The sequence below is a fragment of the Brevibacillus sp. 1238 genome, assembly GCF_029892995.1.
Lineage (GTDB): Bacteria > Bacillota > Bacilli > Brevibacillales > Brevibacillaceae > Brevibacillus > Brevibacillus parabrevis.
The window spans coordinates 1-18,994 of record NZ_JARXWC010000012.1 but is presented as its reverse complement, the minus strand read 5'-3'; the positions used below and the strand labels follow the sequence as shown (position 1 = coordinate 18,994).

The 18,994-nt window shown below is 50.3% G+C and carries 20 protein-coding genes and 5 tRNA genes; 5 read left to right on the top strand and 20 right to left on the bottom strand.

Annotation, left to right across the window (positions count from 1 at the left end):
* Positions 1-31: 31 nt before the first annotated feature.
* From gap to rpoN, 5 genes are all read right to left on the bottom strand, one after another.
* Positions 32-1,036, bottom strand: a complete 1,005-nt coding sequence (gap, locus tag M2298_RS22085; protein ID WP_063230979.1) for a type I glyceraldehyde-3-phosphate dehydrogenase — start codon at positions 1,034-1,036, stop codon at positions 32-34.
* Between the two features lie 19 nt (positions 1,037-1,055).
* The gene (locus M2298_RS22080) at positions 1,056-2,420 is read right to left on the bottom strand and encodes a Na+/H+ antiporter NhaC family protein (RefSeq protein WP_173597710.1); all 1,365 of its coding nucleotides are present in this window, start codon (positions 2,418-2,420) and stop codon (positions 1,056-1,058) included.
* Positions 2,421-2,440: 20 nt separating this feature from the next.
* Positions 2,441-3,466, bottom strand: coding sequence for a sugar-binding transcriptional regulator (locus tag M2298_RS22075; protein ID WP_122963672.1), 1,026 nt, complete (start codon positions 3,464-3,466; stop codon positions 2,441-2,443).
* A 177-nt stretch (positions 3,467-3,643) separates the two neighbouring features.
* A complete protein-coding gene (locus M2298_RS22070; protein WP_173597711.1) occupies positions 3,644-3,910 on the bottom strand; it encodes a glutaredoxin family protein in 267 nt (88 codons plus the stop codon).
* 6 nt (positions 3,911-3,916) lie between these two features.
* On the bottom strand, positions 3,917-5,290 hold the full coding sequence (gene rpoN, locus M2298_RS22065; RefSeq protein ID WP_173597712.1) for an RNA polymerase factor sigma-54: 1,374 nt from the start codon (positions 5,288-5,290) through the stop codon (positions 3,917-3,919).
* A gap of 224 nt (positions 5,291-5,514) precedes the next feature.
* On the opposite strand from rpoN, the gene M2298_RS22060 reads away from it, so the two are divergent.
* Positions 5,515-5,589, top strand: a tRNA-Arg gene (locus M2298_RS22060).
* A gap of 129 nt (positions 5,590-5,718) precedes the next feature.
* Here the strand turns inward: M2298_RS22060 and M2298_RS22055 are convergent.
* Positions 5,719-5,871 carry a hypothetical protein gene (locus tag M2298_RS22055; protein WP_167470261.1) on the bottom strand — a complete coding sequence of 51 codons (153 nt, stop codon included), beginning with the start codon at positions 5,869-5,871 and terminating at the stop codon, positions 5,719-5,721.
* 212 nt (positions 5,872-6,083) lie between these two features.
* On the opposite strand from M2298_RS22055, the gene M2298_RS22050 reads away from it, so the two are divergent.
* Together M2298_RS22050 and M2298_RS22045 are read left to right on the top strand one after the other, a co-directional pair.
* Positions 6,084-7,958, top strand: a complete 1,875-nt coding sequence (locus tag M2298_RS22050) for a PAS domain-containing sensor histidine kinase (protein WP_280649101.1) — start codon at positions 6,084-6,086, stop codon at positions 7,956-7,958.
* 36 nt (positions 7,959-7,994) lie between these two features.
* A complete protein-coding gene (locus tag M2298_RS22045) occupies positions 7,995-8,132 on the top strand; it encodes a DUF4023 domain-containing protein (protein WP_083955789.1) in 138 nt (45 codons plus the stop codon).
* Between the two features lie 244 nt (positions 8,133-8,376).
* Here M2298_RS22045 and M2298_RS22040 read toward each other — a convergent pair whose 3' ends face one another.
* Positions 8,377-9,594: a branched-chain amino acid ABC transporter substrate-binding protein gene (locus M2298_RS22040; RefSeq protein ID WP_173597714.1), complete on the bottom strand. Its 1,218-nt coding sequence runs from the start codon at positions 9,592-9,594 to the stop codon at positions 8,377-8,379.
* Between the two features lie 394 nt (positions 9,595-9,988).
* Entirely contained in the window at positions 9,989-10,453 is a 465-nt protein-coding gene (locus M2298_RS22035) for a copper amine oxidase N-terminal domain-containing protein (protein WP_122963665.1), read from the bottom strand.
* 221 nt (positions 10,454-10,674) lie between these two features.
* On the opposite strand from M2298_RS22035, the gene M2298_RS22030 reads away from it, so the two are divergent.
* Entirely contained in the window at positions 10,675-10,896 is a 222-nt protein-coding gene (locus M2298_RS22030; RefSeq protein ID WP_063230986.1) for a hypothetical protein, read from the top strand.
* 131 nt (positions 10,897-11,027) lie between these two features.
* A complete protein-coding gene (clpP, locus tag M2298_RS22025) occupies positions 11,028-11,630 on the top strand; it encodes an ATP-dependent Clp endopeptidase proteolytic subunit ClpP (RefSeq protein ID WP_122963664.1) in 603 nt (200 codons plus the stop codon).
* 59 nt (positions 11,631-11,689) lie between these two features.
* On the opposite strand, the gene M2298_RS22020 is transcribed toward clpP, so the two are convergent.
* From M2298_RS22020 to M2298_RS21965, 12 genes are all read right to left on the bottom strand, one after another.
* Positions 11,690-11,869 (bottom strand): H-type small acid-soluble spore protein, encoded by a 180-nt coding sequence (locus M2298_RS22020; protein ID WP_122963663.1) that lies wholly within the window; start codon positions 11,867-11,869, stop codon positions 11,690-11,692.
* A gap of 13 nt (positions 11,870-11,882) precedes the next feature.
* Positions 11,883-12,077 carry a hypothetical protein gene (locus M2298_RS22015; RefSeq protein WP_063230989.1) on the bottom strand — a complete coding sequence of 65 codons (195 nt, stop codon included), beginning with the start codon at positions 12,075-12,077 and terminating at the stop codon, positions 11,883-11,885.
* A 123-nt stretch (positions 12,078-12,200) separates the two neighbouring features.
* Complete coding sequence (locus tag M2298_RS22010) at positions 12,201-12,458, bottom strand: HPr family phosphocarrier protein (protein ID WP_063230990.1); 258 nt, start codon at positions 12,456-12,458, stop codon at positions 12,201-12,203.
* Positions 12,459-12,507: 49 nt separating this feature from the next.
* Positions 12,508-13,455: a DNA-binding protein WhiA gene (gene whiA, locus M2298_RS22005; protein ID WP_122963662.1), complete on the bottom strand. Its 948-nt coding sequence runs from the start codon at positions 13,453-13,455 to the stop codon at positions 12,508-12,510.
* 9 nt (positions 13,456-13,464) lie between these two features.
* Positions 13,465-14,475: a gluconeogenesis factor YvcK family protein gene (locus tag M2298_RS22000; RefSeq protein WP_122963661.1), complete on the bottom strand. Its 1,011-nt coding sequence runs from the start codon at positions 14,473-14,475 to the stop codon at positions 13,465-13,467.
* Positions 14,476-14,559: 84 nt separating this feature from the next.
* A complete protein-coding gene (rapZ, locus tag M2298_RS21995) occupies positions 14,560-15,441 on the bottom strand; it encodes an RNase adapter RapZ (protein WP_122963660.1) in 882 nt (293 codons plus the stop codon).
* Positions 15,442-15,676: 235 nt separating this feature from the next.
* The gene (gene trxB, locus M2298_RS21990) at positions 15,677-16,636 is read right to left on the bottom strand and encodes a thioredoxin-disulfide reductase (RefSeq protein WP_063230994.1); all 960 of its coding nucleotides are present in this window, start codon (positions 16,634-16,636) and stop codon (positions 15,677-15,679) included.
* Positions 16,637-16,694: 58 nt separating this feature from the next.
* On the bottom strand, positions 16,695-18,344 hold the full coding sequence (locus M2298_RS21985; protein ID WP_122963658.1) for a tetratricopeptide repeat protein: 1,650 nt from the start codon (positions 18,342-18,344) through the stop codon (positions 16,695-16,697).
* A 151-nt stretch (positions 18,345-18,495) separates the two neighbouring features.
* Positions 18,496-18,571 (bottom strand) — tRNA-Gly (locus M2298_RS21980).
* A gap of 40 nt (positions 18,572-18,611) precedes the next feature.
* A tRNA-Lys gene (locus tag M2298_RS21975) sits at positions 18,612-18,687 on the bottom strand.
* A 5-nt stretch (positions 18,688-18,692) separates the two neighbouring features.
* Positions 18,693-18,768, bottom strand: a tRNA-Phe gene (locus M2298_RS21970).
* 38 nt (positions 18,769-18,806) lie between these two features.
* Positions 18,807-18,883, bottom strand: a tRNA-Asp gene (locus tag M2298_RS21965).
* Positions 18,884-18,994: the final 111 nt, after the last annotated feature.

The following is an 18,994-nucleotide window of genomic DNA, read 5'->3' as shown; positions in this document are numbered from 1 at the left end:
CCCTTTTTTCACAACAGTTCTATTTTACGTGTTAGAAGCCGCGCTGTGCAACAAAATGACACAAGTCTACGACACGATTGGAATAACCCCACTCGTTGTCGTACCAGGAAACTACTTTCACCATGTTTCCTTCCAGTACCATAGTGGACAGAGCATCGATTGTGGAGGACGCCGGGTTTCCGTTGTAGTCGGACGATACAAGCGGGTCTTCGGAGTAGCCCAGAATGTTTTTCATCGGGCCTTCAGCTGCTTCTTTCAGCGCGCTGTTCACTTCATCTACCGTTACGTCAGCTTTCAGCTCAACGACCAGGTCGACAACCGACACATTTGGAGTTGGCACGCGCATAGCGAAGCCGTTCAGCTTTCCTTTCAGCTCAGGCAGTACGAGCGCTACTGCTTTCGCTGCTCCAGTGGAGGTAGGAATGATGTTTTCCGCAGCGGCACGGGCACGACGCAAGTCTTTGTGCGGCAGGTCGAGAATTTGTTGGTCGTTGGTGTAGGAGTGAACGGTAGTCATCAAGCCGCGAACGATGCCGAATTTATCGTTGAGCACTTTGGCAAACGGAGCCAGGCAGTTCGTTGTGCAGGATGCATTGGAGATGACGGTGTGCTTCGCAGCATCGTATTTGTCTTCGTTTACACCCATAACGACCGTGATGTCTTCATTGGTAGCAGGGGCGGAAATGATGACTTTTTTCGCTCCGCCTTCCAGGTGCTTCGCTGCGTCTTCACGCTTCGTGAATCGGCCAGTAGACTCCACGACGATTTCCACGCCGTAGTCTGCCCATTTCAGTTGAGCAGGATCACGCTCTGCGAGAACCTTGATTTCTTTTCCGCCTACGATCAGCGTGTTTTCTCCCGCTTCTACGGAGAGATCCAGAACGCCGTGCACGGAATCGTATTTCAGCAGGTGAGCGAGCGTTTTCGCGTCAGTCAGATCGTTTACTGCGACGATTTCCACGTTCGGATTGCCAAGTGCTGCGCGGAATACGTTGCGACCAATTCGTCCAAATCCGTTAATCCCTACTTTTACCATGAGAAAAACCTCCTGATCGTTAACTAGCTTTATTCTTTATGGCTATCATCCCACCTTCCGGAAGAAACCATCGGGTGGAGAGAATGGTGACAATCGGCAACAAAATGCTGAAAAATACAAAGGGCAACGTCTGTACGGTGGGAACTCCCAGCGTCAGAGCCATCATCATCGACAATCCGTTCCACGGAATCAGCACAGGCATGACTACCGTAGAATCGAGCATGGTTTTCCCCAGCAACTCGCGCCCTTTGCTCCATTGGGAGAATCGGTCCAAAAGCGTCGTTCCCAGCACCAGAATCGGAATGGTCTGGTTACAACTGATGATGATAACCAGGAGCGACAAAGCAGTTGCTTTCGCTACCAGCAGCGTCGGATTTTTCGTCTCGCCCATCCATTTATCGACAATCGGGGCAAGAATTTGGGCCTGGTTCAATATGCCGTTCAAAAACCCTGCCAAAACAATCAGCAGCAGGACGTTCAAAATGGCAACCATCCCCCCGCCGTGTACAAGCTGATCCAGCCTTGTACCTGAGTGCAGCTCGTAGCCGTTCAGCATGGCGGAAAAAAACGTGCTGACATCAAGCTGCCCGTGAACGAGCACCATCACGGCACTGACGACAATGCCGAGCAAAAGAGCCGTTACGGCCTTGATCCTCAGGGCAAAAGACCCGATGAGGACAAGCAGCGGCAGCATGAGCAGCCAGTTAATCGAAAAGTGGCTCGTCAAAAGCTCCTGATACATTTGAATCATTTCGCCTGAACCTGCCTGTGACCGGAACAGGTCGAGAGCGAGAAACAAAACGGCGCATATGCCTGTGGCAAGCATGGCAGGACGTCTCGTTTTTCCATCTTGCGCTTCTGTCATCCCTACATTGGAGAGGACAAGCAGACGACTGCTGGATATCGGTGAAAATCGTTCCCCCACCATCGCTCCCGAGATCAAGGCTCCGCCCGTAATCGCTGGCGATATCCCTGCTGCGTGGGCAATCCCCATCAAGGAAAGTCCGATGGTGCTAAGCGTGCCGACAGACGTTCCAAGCAGGTAACTGACTGCTCCTGTCAGCAAAAAGGAGAGAACGAACAAATAGTCGACGTTGACGATGGACAACCCGTAATAAATGATCGCGGGTATCGTTCCTCCCATCATCAAAAGCGGAATCAGCACGCCCACCAAAAACAGGATCATGAGAACCGGCTTCGTCTTCTTGACACCTTCCCAGCCAAAGGCGAATTGCTGCCTGATGGAAAAGCCCAGCTTTCTTACACTTACCAGTGTGACCAGGATCGCAAAAACAATCCCCCATGCGATCGGCAAACCGAGCGACAAACTGAGCACGATTCCCGCAATCATCGCCAGGATCGGCGTAACTTGCGCCATAGACATACGATCAACTTCCTTCCCCGTTACAATCGTGTGGACAAGAGTGCTCTTGCCGCTCCCTCATCTGTAATGAGTACATTCTGACACGATTGTTTGGCAAAGGAAAGAATCGCTTTTGCCTTGCTTTCGCCCCCTGCTATGGAAAGCACGGTTTCAGCCTTGTGCACTTCTTCCAACTGAAGTCCGATAGTCGGCATCCGGTGGACCGTTTCACCTGCTTCATTAAAGTAGTAGCCAAACGCTTCGGATACCGCTCCCGCTTCTGCCAGATCAGCCAGCTCTTCTTCGGAGTAATTGCGCCGACGAGCCATGGCGATCGCGTCGCCAATCCCGTGCAGCACGATCCGCGTATTTTGCAAAAGCGCGAGAACGTCTTGCACCTGAGGCTCTTTGAGCAATGTTTGCAGCGCTTCCGGGTGCAACCGATCCGGCACGTGCAGCAGCCGATAAGTAGCCCCTGTCTTGGCAGCCATCGCGGCAGCGAGCGTGTTGGCTTGCAGCTCCACTCTCTCGCCCAGCCCGCCGCGAGCAGGTACGAACTGTACATGCTTGAACGAAGCGGAAGGCGTCAGGTGATTGGCTACGCTGGCAATCGAAGTGCCGCCAGTCACAGCGACAATATCGCCCTCTTGGATCGCTTGCTTCAAAACTCTCGCGCCTACGCGTCCAAGCTCGGCTTTGACCCAGGGAGACTGGTCAGCATCGCCCTGCACCACGATCACTTCCGGGATGCCGAGCTTCTTTTGCAGCCCTTCTGCCAAGTCCCGGAGGCCAAACAGCTCGCCGACAAGCGGCTCCATGTCGTCCAACACTTGCTGTCCTTCGCCGCTCAACTGCATTCCCGCAGCGGTAACCGTCAGAAGCCCTGTCTCCTTCAACAGCTCTACCTCGGAACGCAAAATGCGCTCGGTAGTGTTCATCGCCTGAGCAAGCCCTCTGCGCCCAATCGGCTGCAAGTGATAGATCGACCGGAGCAACATGTACCTTTCACGCAAGACCCTGGTCAGGTCAGGCAGCAACTTCTGTTGCAGTTCCAGTAAACGTCGCATGTGCTTACATCCTTGGCTGTAAAATTGATCGGGACGTTTTTTGTCCCTGTATATACATTTTTTGTCCCGATTCGTACAAAAAAAAGATCACTTGCTACAACTTGAATGTAGCATATCGCAGGCAAACATGCAAGCTCCCCCTGACCTAAATATTGGCACAGAGGGAGCTTTTTTCAGTCAATTCTGGCGCCTGGCAAATTCCGCTCGCAGCTCTTCCATGGTCACGACATGAGTGATCGAGCGAAATACGACCTCTCCATCAATCGCGACTACCGGAATCACCAGCATCATCTCTTCGTGCAACTGTTCATCGCTTTCGATATCCACGACGCTTAGCTGTAAAGGAAACTCCTCTGCCAAAGCGCGGATGATCAGTTCCACATCTTCGCACAGATGGCATTTTTTTCGTCCGTACAAGACAATTTCAAGCTGCCTGTTGTTCATTGGCTTTTAAAACCTCTTTCGTTTGGCCGAGGATGGAATCAGCATTTCCTCCCGATACTTGGCGACCGTGCGGCGAGAAATCTCGATTCCTTCTGCAAGCAGCATTTCCCCCAGCTTCTGGTCGGAGAGTGGCGCCTTGCGATCCTCCTGCTCAATCAGCGCCTTGATCCTGCGTTTTACGCTCTCGGAGGACGTTGCAGACCCGCTGGAAGTGGTGAGTGCCGAAGTGAAAAAGTATTTCAGCTCGAAAATTCCCCGCGGCGTTTGCACGTATTTGTTGCTGGTTGCCCGGCTGATCGTCGATTCATGCAAGCTGACGCGCTCGGCGATTTCCTTTTGCGTCATCGGCTTCAAATAATGGATGCCCCGGTCAAAAAAGTCGCGTTGCATGTCCACGATCGCCTGCGTTACGCGCATGAGAGTCAGACGGCGCTGTTCCAGGCTCTTCGCCAGCCACATGGCGGCGTTGAGCTTGTCGTGGATAAACTGCTTCGCTTCTTCCTGGCTTTTTTGCTGACTGAGCATTTTTTCATAAAAGCTGTTGATTTTCAAGCGCGGAGCCGCCACATCGTTGACTAGCACCACGTACTCGCTGCCGACTTTTTCCACGGTCACGTCCGGGATGACGTATCTTGTCTCGGATTGAGAGAACTGAGCACCCGGCCTGGGATTCAGCGTCCGAACGAGATCCGCCATCGTCTGCACTTCCTGCGGCGTGCAGCCTACTTTGTCGGCAATGCGCTGGTAACGGTTGTCTGCGAGGTCTTGCAGGTGGTTGCGGACGACCATGACGATCTTCTCGTCATCGAGCGCCAGGTGCTCCAACTGCAACAGCAAACATTCCTCCAGACTGCGCGCCGCTACTCCTACCGGGTCAAAGTGCTGCAAGACCGACAGTACATCCTCAATCTCCAGCATCTCTACTCCGAGATTGCGGCTCGCTTCCTCCAGCGTTATTTCCAGGTAACCTTTTTCGTCCAGGTTTCCGATCAAAAACAGTGCGATTTGCCTTTGCAAAGGGGAGAAGCCCTTCACGTAGCCAAGCTGCCGCTCCAGATGCTCATACAAGTTTTCGCTGCCTTGCTGAACATAATCCAACGGGTTGTAAGTGCTTTCATTTTTTGCCGGAGAGTACTCACCCGTCGCGCGGTTGCCAACGATTTCCTTCCAGTCAATCTCTGGCGCCGGCTTTTCGGCTTTCGCCGAGGCCACTTCTCCCGCTACTTCCAGGTCGAATACAGGATTTTCGTTGGCCTGATCCTGCAAATAGGAAATCAGGTCAACAGCTGAGTATTGCAATATGGTAATGGCTTGACGCAATTCCGGCGTCATCACTAATTTCAGCGTCTGTTCTTGATACAACCCCAGTCCCATGTTCATGAAGTTCGCCCCCTTCCCACTGCTTCTTGCGAGATGTCTCTTTAATTTTCATTATATTCGTTCTCTCTTGCAATTTTCCTGCCAATTTTTGAAGATGATCTGCAAAAATTAATGCTCCGCTTCTGTTCACACTCATGAAAAAAAATCACACAAAATCTCGTTTTTCGTTTGCATTTTCCTGTGGTAATCCCTTATAATTGATTAGTGTCACCCATTCACATCATACGCCTGTAGCTCAGTGGATAGAGCAATGGTCTCCGGAACCATGTGCGGGGGTTCGATTCCCTTCAGGCGTACCATATGAAAAAAGACTGGACTCGTTCCAGTCTTTTTTGTTTTTCGCGGTCTGACCTTGTCTTTTTACCTGAAAGTCTGCGACAGCACATCCCCATCGCAGGCTCACAGGCAAACCATTCATTCGTTCTGCGCTACTGATCCAGCTCTTTCTGCGCCAGTTCTTTCCCCGGAAGCGGATCTACCTGCTCCGGTTTGCGGGCATAAGCTTTGTTTGTAATCAATATCGTGAGTCCGATGATGAGGACAAAGACAATCACCAACGCAACAATAAACCCCGTACTCATGCAAGACACCTCCGCCTGTTTTCCTTCTTTCATTATAGCCTATTTTTTCGTCCAGTTTGAACCGTCCTCCGTTTGCCAATTTTTCGTTTTCCATATTGTCCCTTTCTATTCTGAATTTGGTGATAGGAAAATAACCCCAATAGCTCGAATACTATGACTATCTTGACACGAATCTGCAAATCCAAATAATTGAATGCCAAGGCAGGATAGCTATGACAGATAAGCTCACGCCCACATACAAGTGGAAAAAAAGGCGCTCCCACCCCGACGCGGCGAGACTCTTCTTCCCGGATCAGATTTTGAAAGCATTTTTTCACTTTACGACAGACGCCATCTCAATCAGTGACATGAACAACCAGATCGTTTTGGTCAATCAGGCATTTGAACAGTATTACGGCTGGTCGCTTGCGGAAATCAACGCCTCCCCGTACTGCTTTATCCCGGACGAGCTTGTCAGCGAGACGAGACAGTTGTTTGATGCCGTCCGAAACATGGGCGTGCATTTGACCAACTACGAAACGATCCGCAGGCGAAAAGACGGCACGCAGGTGGAGGTTACGTTGTCCGCCGCCCCCATACGCGACGCAAACGGAAGCATCATCGCCGCTTCGTGCCTCACGCGAGACATTTCCGAGCGCAAACGGGTCGAAAAAGCGTTGCTTCAAACAGAAACCAAGTATCGACTGTTGATAGACCATACCCAAGATATCGTCACGATTTTCGACGAGTCGCTGAAGCGTGTCTACGTTTCCCCCTCTGTCGAGCAGCAATTGGGCTATTTGCCTTCCGAACTCGTCTCCCCCGGCAGCCTGGAGATTACACATCCAGACGATTTCCCCCTGCTTTTGACCAAGAAGCAAGAAATTTTCGAAAAGAATCAGCCGGTTTTCCTGGAATTTCGCTCCCGGCACAAAAATGGAACATGGATTTCTTTTGAGACACGCGGGATTCCCGTTGCTTCCGAGGATGGCACGGTGAAAAACGTCATGTTTGTCTCCCGCAATGTCATGGAGCGCAAAGTATCTGAAGCGGCCTTGTCCAAAATCAGAAAAGAAAGCCAACTTATCGCGGAGCATACGGACGATTTGATTTTGATAACCGACAAGCACGGAGACATCGTCCACCTCTCTCCCTCATACGAGCGAGTCACGGGAACGATGAGGCATGCCGGCAAGCTGTCCTTCAAAAACATTCACCCGGATGATCTGGAGCGCGTCGACCTGCAATTTCAAGATTTAATGGAAACGCTGGAGCCGCGAACGTGTGAATTTCGCTATCGCACGGTGAGCGGCCACTGGCTCGTGCTGGAGGCAAAAGGAACCCCGATCCTGGCCGACAACGGCGAATGCGACGGCTTCATTATCGTTTCCCGCGATATTACCGAGCGGAGAAACAACGAAATGCTGCTGCGCAATGCCGAGAAACTCTCTGTCATCGGCGAGCTGGCAGCGGGCATCGCTCACGAAATCCGCAATCCGCTCACTTCGCTGCGCGGCTTTATTCAGCTGTTGAAGCCGACGCTGGTTGATCATCAAATGTACGCAGACATCATGCTTTCCGAGCTGGATCGAATCAATTTCATCGTCAGTGAGTTGCTCGTGCTCGCGAAGCCGCACAACGTCAAGATCAAATCTCTCCCGCTGGTCTTCTTGCTGAAAAATGTGCTGACCTTGCTGGCGTCAGAAGCAAACTTGAAGAACATCCGCTTCCACACCGCTTTTGGCTGCGATCCCCTCATCTCCGGGGAAGAAAACCAGCTCAAGCAAGTGTTTATCAACGTCATCAAAAATGCAATCGAGGCCATGAGCGGGCATGGAGATGTCACCCTGACCACTTCGGCAAAAGCCGCTGGCCAAGTGGTCATCACGATTACCGACAATGGCTGCGGCATACCGGAAGAGCTGCTTCCCAAGCTGGGCGAGCCTTTTTTCACGACCAAAGACAATGGAACCGGATTAGGGCTGATGATCAGCCGCAAAATCATCAAAGACCACGACGGCCATCTGGAAGTGAGCAGCAAGCCAGGTGAAGGAACTACGGTAAAAATCACGTTGCCGATTGTCGCCGCTGAAAAAGGGCTATCCTAAAGAAAGGCGTCAAGCCAAACCGCATGGAGGTGCCCGATGGATTTTACCAAGATGAGTACGAGTGAGTTCGTCGCCAAAATTCATGAATCACAAGCCAAAAACCTCAGAAGCCGCAAGCATCAAGGCTACGGCCATCCGGAAAAACGCCTGCCGAGCAAGCAAGGAATCTGGTAAACACAAAAACCCACCCAGGAGCTTATCGCTCGCTTGGGTGGGCTTTTGCTTATTGCGGGTCTTGCTTATTCAGGTTGCGATCTCGCTCGGACTTTTGCTTTTGCGTGCCCTGCGTCTTGCTGCTGTGTCCCTGATTGCCGCCGTTTTTCGTATTGCGATTGTTTGACATGCGAATCCCTCCTCATGTTAGCTGGTCTTCGTGCCAAACGTAGTATGTCCGAAACGGCCTGATCATACTGAGCGATTATTTCGCTTCCCCGATGTATACTTTTTGACCGTTCTCGTATTTGTACACATATACGGACGCGAACTCGTTGTCGCCTTTTTCGTTGAACGTTACGTTAACGAATTTGCCTTTGTAGTCTTTTGTTTTGTGCACAGCTTCCAGCACTTGCTCACGGGTTGGCTTTTTGCCGCCGTTCGCTTTGATCGCCTCTTCCAAACCGCTGAGCATTACACCCATGGAGTCATAGCCAAAGGATGTGAAGATACCCACTTTGTTGCCAGTCGATTTTTCAAAGTCTTCGATCCATTTCTTGCCTTCAGGTGTAGCCCCTACATCGCCGACAGTAGAAGTGAACACTACGTTGTTCGCGTTATCGGCACCAGCGATTTTCACCAGGTCAGCAGAGTCGTAGCCGTCTCCACCCATGAAGATGCCTTTGTAGCCTTTTTCGCGCGCTTGCTTCACGATAATGCCCGCATCGGAGTAGTAACCGCCGAAGTAGATCATTTCCGGATTTTTGGATACGATCTGGTTGATGACGGCACTGTAATCTTTCTCTCCAGCTGTTACCCCTTCAAAGCCGACAATTTCCACGCCGTCTTTTTCAAATTGCTTTTTCACTTCTTCAGCAAGCCCTTGACCGTAAGCAGCCTTGTCGTGCATGACGAACGCTGTTTTTACGCCCAGTTGGTTTTTCGCATAGATCGCTGCCTTGGAGCCTTGCTGGTCGTCACGCGCACAGATGCGGTGTACGATCTTTTTGCCTTGCTCCGTCAGGTCAGAGCCTGTCGCAGATGGCGATACCATGACGAGCTTCTCTTGATCGTATTGAGCAGCAGCAGTGATGGAGGCACCCGTTGTTGCGTGGCCTACAACCCCTACTACATCAGGATTGGAAATCAACATTTGTGCGACCGCTACCCCTTGTTTCGGGTCAGCCTGGTCGTCTTGTGCGGAAAGCTGTACTTCAAAGCCGAGTGCTTTGAACGCCTCTTGTTTTTCTTTCAGGGCATATTCAGCACCTGCTTTGGCCGTGCTTCCGTAATCGGAATATTGACCGGACATCGGACCGACTACAGCGATGACCAGTTTTTCCCCAGCCCCTCCGCCTCCGGTGCTTCCGCCGCCGTTTGCATTCGATTGTGGTGCGCTGGACTGGCCGCCCCCGCAGCCTGCAAGCAATGTCCCCAGTGCTACGGTAGCAGCCAGGATCGACAGTGATTTTTGTTTCTTCATAGCGAAACATCCCCCTCTTTATTTACGTGCAAACTATGAATCACTCTTTTATTGTAGGATATTTTAGAAAATTTGCAATAGAAATGATAATATTTTGGTTGTTTTATTGTGGAAGTTTATATTCCTGCATGATATATTTTCTGAAAATTAAATAAAATAGCCACACCCGTGAAAGGTGCGGCTTCTTTTTTGGTAAATATTTGTTACTCTTTGTATTTTTGGGAATACGCTTTGCACATAACGTATATAGCCACTACCACAAAGCCAACCAGCAACGCTACACTGGCAAACGTGGTTCCTTGCATTTTTGTAAGTCCCCTCTCGATTGCGCCTGCTTTTTCTCTATTATACGAGAAGCCACAGGGCAATCACAACGGAGGAATCATCCAAAGCGTTACTTGTTGATCTCGGTAGTCAGTTTGTATGTCCATGTTTTTGCATCGTAGGACACTTTTGCACCAAGCTCTTCCGCGATGAACACCAGCGGTACCAATACGCCACCAGTCACGGGACGCGGCGGGTTTGCTACACGGGTTTCTTTTCCGTTTTTGTATGCAAACGTGTTGTTTTCATACATGCGCAGGCCGTACTTGTTGTCTTTGGAAACCAGCAGCGATTTGGTTGTGGAATCCCAAGCAGCTGCACCGCCCAGTGCGACTGCCAAAGTGCTTGCATTGACATAAGCTACCCCGTTCTCAGTCACGATGTCCTGAGGAAATGGCAGCTCTTTGCCGTTAAGTTGAACCGTGATTTTGATTTGTTGTTTGGCAGGTGCCGTTTGAGCAAAAGCCGCTGTTGCAGCTACGCTTCCGGTCAGCAAAGCAGCTGTCAGCATCAATGTGGAAAACTTGCGAAGCATAATAAACACCCCTTGATTGTTATGAAATGAATTCCAATTTTGTGTTTTTCGACACAAATCTTCATATTCCTCCTTTTTTGTTCCATACTTTTCCTATGTAAAGGATTAGCCAATTATGCCAAAACTATGGGAATCAACGCATGCTATCCCGCGAACAAATGTTTTTGTGCACAACCTGTGGATAAAACTGTGGATAATTATAAAGATGGGAGGGTGCCTTCATGGCAGGCGAGCGATTTTTTCTGATATACCAGGAAGCCAGTGACGAAGAATGCCTGTTGACGATCCAGCCGTACAAAAATCAGCAGGAGCTGGCAGAAGCCATCAATCACTTATCGGCCTTGCAAATAGACGAGTATACGATCATCAAAGGGAAAAAAATGAAGGCGACGCTCAAGCTTGCCGTTGATCTGGCGGAAGCGGAGGACACAGAGGAAGAATGAAATCATTCGTTCCGCCATAGGTTTAGAGAGAGACAATTTGGCAACCATGGTAGGGAGGGCGTGCACTTATGTGTTTGACCTTCATTGACCTTTTGTGTATGATAATCTTACAAAGAGAGGAGGAAGACTAGATGCACATGAATTTGATTCCAACCGTCATTGAACAGACAAACCGCGGTGAACGTGCTTACGATATTTATTCGCGCCTGCTCAAAGACCGCATCATCTTTCTGGGAACTCCCATCAACGACACGGTAGCCAACATTGTGGTGGCCCAGCTGTTGTTCCTTCAGGCGGAAGATCCGGAGAAAGACATTCATCTGTACATAAATAGCCCGGGCGGTTCCATCACTGCCGGCATGGCGATTTACGATACGATGCACTTCATCAAACCTGACGTTTCCACCATTTGTATCGGAATGGCTGCTTCCATGGGAGCTTTCCTGTTGGCTGCCGGAACAAAAGGCAAGCGCTATGCCCTGCCGAACAGTGAAGTCATGATTCACCAGCCTCTGGGCGGTGCACAAGGTCAAGCAAGCGATATCGAAATCGCGGCAAAACGCATTTTGAAAATGCGCGACCACTTGAACACCATCCTGGCTGAACGGACAGGACAGCCACTGGATCGCATCCAAAAAGATACGGATCGCGACAACTTCCTCTCCGCTGCGGAAGCAGTAGAGTACGGACTGATCGACAAAGTGATTACTTCCGAGCCATCTGCGAAAAAGTAACGACTTTCGTCACAAAAACACTCGTGCCAACGACTGGCCGAGTGTTTTTTGCATCTACTTCACAATTCCTCCAACTGGCTGACATACACAGTCAAGCTGTTGCCCGGATTTCTTTCCTGATGAATACGCGCTGTGGACGTCTTCTCATCGACAGAGTCGATCCATACCGATTCACCCTGGTATTCTACCTTTATTTTCTCAGGAGAATAAAGGATTGCCTGCGCTCTTGTCAGATCCATGGCTTCGTCCCTCTTATCGCTCGTTTTCTAAGGCTTGCTGCGCGGAGCTTGCCCCTGTCATCGTATCCACGCTGGTTTCTTCGATCAGACCGTTCTGATCAGAAACGATTCCGCCGCCAAGCCCTTCATTGATCATCCGGTCGATGTCCATGTCATAAGAATCCCGGCCTTCGTTGCAGCTATCCTGACACGTGTCACGATTGCTCATGAGTCATTCCTCCTTTTTGCGCTCTACATTGTTTAGCAATACCCTCCGTTCACGAAATTGATGCATGGGCATCTGTACAAAAAAAGACACTCCCCTTTCGGGACAGTGTCTTCATCCATCTGTCTACTCTTCCTTGCTTACCAACGTCGAGAGGCTCGATACTGCCTGGGAGGCATCCGGCCCTTCCGCCAAAATGGTAATCTCCGTTCCGGAGCTGATCGCGAGGCTCATGATACCCATGATGCTTTTCGCGTTAACTTTTTTGTTGCCTTTTTCTACGAATACTTCCGATACAAAGCGGTTGGCCTCCTGCACGAAAAAGGCAGCCGGACGAGCCTGCAAACCGGTCTTCAACTGAACCACAACCTGCTGTTGAACCATGAATGGACCTCCTTACTTGTAGACTATTATCCTTTAGTATAGCATGCAATTACATCGAAAGATTTTGTTTTTCTCGTATTTTGTCAGCGATTTCATTAATTTTTCGCAAGCGGTGATTAATTCCCGATTTGCTGACAACTCCACTCGGGACCATTTCCCCCAACTCTTTCAAATTGATATCGGGGTGAGCCACGCGAAGCTCCGCCACTTCCCGCAGACGTCTGGGCAAATTCTCCAGCCCCATTTCCTGATCGATGAGCTGAATGTTTTCCATCTGTCTTGTGGCAGCGTTTACCGTTTTGTTGATGTTGGCAATCTCGCAATTATGCAGCCGGTTTACAGAGTTTCGCATGTCCTTGACGATCCGGACATCTTCGAAGTACAAGAGAGCCTGATGCGCACCGATAAGACTTAAAAACTCGGTAATTCTCTCGCCCTCTTTTATATAGAGGACGTACCCTTTTTTCCGCTCGATGCACTTGGCATTTAGTTTATACCGATTGGCGATCTTGGTCAATGCTTCGCAGAAATCCTGGTAGGAAGTGAATATTTCCAGATGGTAGCTGGACGCTTCCGGGTGATTGACCGATCCGCCCGCCAGAAAAGCTCCACGCAGGTAGGCGGCCCGGCAACACGACTTTTTCACGATTTCAGGAGCGATCCCCGGTACGAACGAGAGACTGCTGTCCATGATCGCCAGGTTTTGCAAGATCTCATTGGCCTGGTTGGGTATACGCACGATGTAGACGTTATTCTTTTTCAGACGCATTTTTTTGCGGACGAGCAGCTCACAGTGCGTCTGAAACAGCTTTTTGATCAAGGTGTAAATCCTTCTGGCAATCGCCGCGTTTTCCGTCGTCACATCCAGCACCAGGCGTCCTGCCCCGAACTGCAAGCTCCCATTCATGCGGATCAAGGCAGACAATTCGGCCTTGTTGCAGCAATCGGCGCCCTCCATCATGGTCAGTTCTTTCTTGGTATGTGCGGCGAATGACATCGAACTTCACTACTCCTTCTCTATCTTCAGCACCTTTCGTCTGCGCTTGACGAGTGAAACGACTTGCTTGCTTACTGCATGCGCATCATGACGCAGGTAACCGTCCTCGAATGTGACCAGCGGCTTTGCAACAATATGCAAGCCGAGCTGACGCAGCTTTTTCAGATCGCACGGGACGGGAGCAGCTCCTTTTTCCGCGTATTTCTCCAATACGTGGTTCGGCAGCTCTGCTGAGTTGACAATGATCGTATCTAAAAATGATTCGTTAACATGTTCGTACATAACCTGCACATGCTTGGAGGCGGAAAAACCGTCCGTCTCTCCTGGCTGTGTCATTACATTGCAAATGTAAATCTTTGGGGCCGTAGAGCGTCTGAGCGCAGCAAACAAGCCTCGCACCAGCAAATTGGGCAGTATGCTCGTATACAAGCTGCCCGGGCCAATTAAAATGGCATCCGCCTCGGCGATGGCCAAAAGAGCTTCGCTCAGCGGCACAGCATCCACAGGATCAAGGAAAACCCGTTTGATTTCCTTGCCCGTCAGCGGTATTTGGGATTCGCCCACCACGATGGAGCCATCCGTCATCTCCGCTTTCAGACGAATGGATTGCGTAGATGCAGGCAGTACATCTCCTCGCACTGCCAAAACTCCGCTTAACGTTTTCACTGCGGTCACAAAATCTCCCGTGATTTCGTTCATCGCCGCAAGTAGTAGATTTCCCAAATTATGCCCTGCTAATCCCGTGCCTGAGGAAAAACGGTACTGCATGACTTTTTCCATCAACGGCTCCGTATCGGCCAAAGCAGTCAACACATTGCGAATGTCTCCCGGTGGCAGCATATCCATTTCCTCGCGCAGACGTCCCGAGCTTCCCCCATCGTCTGCTACGGTTACGATCGCTGTGATATGCACCGGCTCATGCTTCAGACCGCGCAAAAGGACGGACAGACCCGTTCCTCCGCCAATGACGACAATTCGTAATGGCCTTGACTGTAGCCTCCCCATTCCCTTAGTAGGCATATGTCACCTCATTATTTCTGATACAAATAAACAGGTGGCTATCTCATGTGCATCGTCTTGCTTTTTCTTCCTGCCATCCTATGCTCACTTGTTCTTTTCCATGTCTCGATGACTGACACGGATGGTAAAATCTTTTCCGAACGTCTCCCCCAAATGCTCGGCGATGGCGACTGAACGGTGTTTTCCTCCCGTGCATCCGATGCCGATCACCAACTGGCTTTTCCCTTCCCGCTGGTAATGCGGCAACGTATACGCCAAAAAGTCCGTCAGCTTCTCGATGAACTCTTTTGTTTCCTTGTGTTTCATCACGTAATCAGCCACTTCTGGATCACATCCGGTCTTGGGCCGCAATTCGTCCACGTAGTGAGGGTTTGGCAAAAACCGGACATCAAACATCAAGTCCGCGTCAATCGGCGTACCGTATTTAAAGCCAAACGACAATACATTGATCGTAAGGGGTGATCCTTGTTGTGCGTATTGGTTGATGATTTTTTCACGAAGCTGTGCCGGCTTCATTTGACTCGTATCGATAATCTGATGCGCCCAGCCCTTCATTTCCTGCAACAAGCGGCGCTCAGCATGTATTCCTTCCAGAGGGGAACCGTTCGGTGAAAGCGGATGTCTGCGACGGGTTTCCTTGTAACGGGAAACCAGCGTTTGATCGTTCGCATCGAGATAGAGGATGTGGTACGACAATCCCTCCATCTGCTCCAGACTCTCGATCGTTACGGACAGACTTTCGAAAAACTCCCGTCCCCGCAAATCGATAACCAAAGCGACACGCTCAATACTCCCGCCAGACTGTTTGACCAACTCGGCAAATTTGGGAATCAGTACAGGGGGCAGGTTGTCGACGCAAAAATAACCCAAATCCTCCAAGCTTTGTACAGCAACTGTTTTTCCCGCACCTGACATTCCGGTAATGATCAGGAGATTAATGGCCTTGTCGTTTCCCAATTCCGTCACGCAACTCGCCTCCTACGATTCTGACAATAGCATACCATAATCACTGCCCTATTCGCACCTTTTTGGGCGCTTCCCCACTTTTCCCATCTGTTTTTCCAAAGCGTACAAGCTGTTTTTGGACAAAAAAAGATGCGCGACTGCATTCTCAGCCACGCAACAATGTTTATATAGATAAGGGGGTCAATTCATTGTCTTTATCTTACCCTTGAATTATTTCACCCATGTTACAAGCACGTTAAGAGATTGTGACATTTTGTTCCTTTATCTTTTCGTTCAGCTCTTCCACGTAATGTTGCGCGGATTGAGCAGCGATCGAACCGTCTCCGGTCGCGGTTACGACTTGACGCAGCATTTTTTCACGAACGTCGCCGGCTGCGAACACGCCTTTTACTTTCGTGTACATTTTTTCATCAGTCAAAATGTAGCCAGCGTCATTGGTGATGCCCAGCGAACGGACGCTTTCTGTCAGTGGGTCCATACCTACGTAGATGAACACGCCATCTGTCGCAAACTCGCTTTGCTCACCTGTTTTGGTGTTTTCCAAAAGAACGGATTGAACTTTTCCTTCACCACGAATTTCTTTGACGGCGGAATCCCAGATCACTTCGATCTTTTCGTTTTCAAAAGCGCGTTTTTGCAAAATTTTTTGGGCGCGGAACTGATCACGACGGTGTACGATCGTTACTTTGGAAGCAAAGCGGGTCAAGAATACGGCTTCCTCAACCGCAGAGTCTCCGCCGCCTACTACAACCAGCTCTTTGTTGCGGAAGAAAGCTCCGTCACATACCGCGCAATACGAAACGCCGCGGCCGGACAGTTCTTTTTCTCCCGGCACTCCGAGCAGACGGTGCTCTGCTCCGGTAGCAACGATCACAGATTTCGCCAAGTATTCCTTGTCGCCTGCGATTACGCGTTTGTATGGCTCTTCATCGCGGATTTCCTTGATCTCGCCATAAGCGTATTCAGCGCCGAATGACTGCGCATGTTCAAACATTTTGGTAGACAGGTCAGGTCCGAGAATGGAGCTGAATCCTGGATAGTTCTCGATTTCCTCGGTGTTGGCCATCTGACCGCCCGGGATGCCTCTCTCCAGCATCAAAGTGCTCATATTGGCGCGGGAAGTGTATACAGCAGCCGTCATACCAGCAGGGCCGGCTCCGGCGATGATCACATCATAAACTTTTTGATCGCTCATATATGTTGCCTCCTCGTCTGACACGCTTCTTTATTTATAGTTATTATAAAGTAATAATCTATTTAAAATCAAGCGTCGACAATACTTTGACACACTTCGAGACGGTTGCAGCCGAAACTCCGTACTTTTGAGCCAGGTGCGCTTGCGACTTCTTGCTGTTTACCACAGTTCCGTATACATATTCTAATGCAGCGATCCATGCAACTGCTTTCCGCACTTGTACTTGGCTGAGCATATATTCATGATGCACGTTCCACACCTGAAGGCACCACTCTCCTGCCTCCTGCTGGCCCTCTGCGATCAAGTAGCGGTGAATGCCCTCTTCCACACTCATCTCACCTTGTACGATCCCCGTGTGGCTGGCGTGCTTTGCCGAGTCCGGCGCATCCTCAGGCATCGCCGCCCCCATGTCAGCCAAAGCGAGCAACGCCAGCTTTTGCAGTTGAGGGTTGTCCGTCTGGTAGTAAAACTGGCGAACGGCATGTTCAGCCTCGTCATCGCCGATCAACGACAAAGTTTGCAAAACGGCGAATTTGACTTCGTCCCGCCCATGCTGCAAAGCCCACAAAAGCGAAGCACGAATCATCGGATCGTTTTTGAAATCCTCTACTCCCGTAAAAGGCGCTTTTTCCCACGAAACATCGCGTTGCGGAGGATTGTATTGATAAGGGATCGGCTTTATAGTTTCCCCTTCTTGCTCGCTTTTTACCATGTGAATGTACTGGTCAGCAATCCCGGATTCCGGGTCCATCTGCTTTGCTTTTTGCCACCAGCGCAGTGCCTGCTCTTTTCGTCCGCTCAAATACGCCGAGATCGCCGCGTAGTGGTACGTGCAAGCCTCGTGCGGACGGCCAGCGCGCAGCATTCGCTGATAGTGGAAGAAAGCTTCGTCATGCTGTCCCAGGACTCCCATGGTCGTCGCCAGCTTGTAGGTGTTCTCCGGATGGAACGGCACGACTTTTTTGAGCATGTCCATCAAAGCCAGCAGCTCAACAGTATGGTTGTGATGGGAGAGCAAAACAGCCAGATTGCACAAGGCATGCAAATTGCCATGCTCTTTTTCCAGCGTCTTCTCGATCGTCTCCATCGCTTGCTGGAAGTCGCCCACGTAATAATAGGCGAGGGACAAATTGTTCCAGGCTGGCAAAAAGTCAGGGTCGGCTTCCACGATTTCTTTCAAAATGTCCAAAGCCTCCAGGAAGCGGCCTTCTTCCAAGCTGCGACGTGCCCGCTCATGTTTGCTGTACACATCTTCATTTTCGCTCGGGAGAAAATGACGCGGCGGCAAGTCCAGCTCGAAGTAAATGTAATCGAGCAGTTCTTCCGCTTCCTCCCGATAATGTCCGTTGCCGGCTTCCTGCAAATAGCGCACAGCCATTTCTTCAGCCATCTGGTAATCTTCGAGATTGGCGTAGTTGTTCGCCATGTAGAAATACACTTCTACCATGGACGGGTCCCATTTTTCTATAACCTCATAGAGGACTTCATTCGATGCTTCAAACTGCCCCGTCTCAGCGAGGGCACTAGCCAAATGACAGTGGCACTCAGCGTTGGCTGGTTCCATCTCAACAGCCCGCCGAAACGATCGCAGTGCTTTCTCATAGTCGTACCGATTCAAAAAGCGCATACCACGGTCAACAAAAAAAGTGGCATCTTGTTTGAAGTCAACGACAGTCGTTTTTTTCAAAATACTTTTGGTATGTTTCATAAAACCTCCAACATCGTAGGAGCAGCACTTCAAGTATCGTACCAGAAGCGGTGCCAGCCTACAAGCTGACTCGTCTTTTAAAGTGTTCATTTCACAGGTAAAAGCAGGAAAACACCACTGGCGCATAGCAAGTGGTGTTTACGAACGGAAATGGAGCGGACGACGGGTCTCGAACCCGCGACCTTCGCCTTGGCAAGGCGACGCTCTACCAATTGAGCTACGTCCGCATAGTTTATCGTGTTTTCTTTTTCTATAGTTTGTAAAAACTGGTGAGCCATGAAGGACTCGAACCTTCGACCCTCTGATTAAAAGTCAGATGCTCTACCAACTGAGCTAATGGCTCTCACATGGTGGCTCGGGACGGAATCGAACCGCCGACACGAGGATTTTCAGTCCTCTGCTCTACCGACTGAGCTACCGAGCCACATACTTTTTCGCCATTTCTTCTCTAGAAACAAGAAATGGCGGAGCTGACGGGACTCGAACCCGCGACCTCCGGTGTGACAGACCGGCGTGAACTCCAACTTCACCACAGCTCCATTATGGAAGGTTTTGTTCCTTCAAAACTGAATACGCATGATTGCTAAGCATGTGTGGATAAGTCCTCGACCGATTAGTATTCGTCAGCTCCACGCGTTACCGCGCTTCCA